Source organism: Vibrio sp. Vb0667, assembly GCF_033391095.1.
Genome location: NZ_JAWPOL010000270.1, coordinates 1 through 1201, shown reverse-complemented (window position 1 = coordinate 1201; position 1201 = coordinate 1). Strand labels below are relative to the sequence as shown.

The window sequence follows — 1201 nt, the reverse complement described above, 5'->3', positions numbered from 1 at the left end:
ATGAATCAGATATCGCAATAGAGTACCGATCAAACATATCTACTTGAGCCAATTCGTCAAATAATTGGTCATATAAAGACATTGTTCTGTCTGTATAACTAAGCAATATTTGGCCATGTTTAGTCAGATTGAATCCATCTTTTCGATCGAAGACTTCAGCCCCTATAGTACATTCAAGTTTTTTAATATGTTGTGAAACGGCTGGTTGGGTTAAATATAGACTTTCTGCTGCCGCAGTAAAACTTCTATGCCTTGCAACATGTGAAAAAGTGCGCAAGTACTTTACATCGATGGTACGTTTATTAGCTTTCATTTAAATAACACCAAGACCCAATAATTTTCCGATAGTTATAATTTTTATAAATCCATAAAGCTACAGATGAAGCCAGTTAATAAATAGCTCCCCTCTATAACTCAGTGTCTTATTTTACGTCTAAGCATTAAACAGTTGTATAAGAAACCAATTGCTTACTCATTGAGTTTACCACTAATCCGACAAGATAAAAAACATTGTAAATATCTGTTTTAACTATTATTTCATGTTGCGAAATAATTAATTAAAAAAAGATAACTTTATAATATTGTGTCTTAATCACCCCCTTTATAAGGTCTAAATCCCCCTTTAATTTTAAGTAATTACTTAATAATATTCATATTGGTTTATTTCATAACAAACAATATACATTATATGAACGACAATATTATTAATAGAAATTAAGTAATTATAAGAATACGTATATATAAGTATAAGTTACCGTTATTAAAAATCAATTCAAGACTAACCCATTTATACTCGAACGAAAATAGCAAACGTTTGCCATTTTCGTTCGAACTATAATATGAATTTAAAACGAATGTAAATACGACTATTCAATTAATAATGTTGTATAGATCATGATTCTGGCCATGAGATATGCTTATCATTCAGCTTTAACTTGGTTTCTTTTACGATATTCAAGCGGAGAACAATCATTTTCTCGTTTGAATATCTGCCTGAAAAACTGTGTATCAACATAACCAGATCGACTTGCAACTTCATCAATTGACAACTTTGTTGACCTCAACAGTTCTTTTGCAAAAGATAAACGCCCTAACTGAATAAACTTTAGCGGACTGATGGATGTCGCCTCTTTAAATCGGCGTTTTAACTGCCGTTCTGATAAGCAAGCTTCATTCGCTAAATCACTGATAGAGACGATGT

General features: G+C 31.4%; 2 protein-coding genes. Both read right to left on the bottom strand.

What is annotated here, in order from left to right:
• On the bottom strand, positions 1 to 313 hold a 313-nt coding region (locus R8269_RS25195; protein ID WP_318222906.1), incomplete at its 3' end, for a LysR family transcriptional regulator.
• A gap of 607 nt (positions 314 to 920) precedes the next feature.
• On the bottom strand, positions 921 to 1201 hold a 281-nt coding region (locus R8269_RS25190; RefSeq protein WP_318222905.1), incomplete at its 5' end, for a helix-turn-helix domain-containing protein.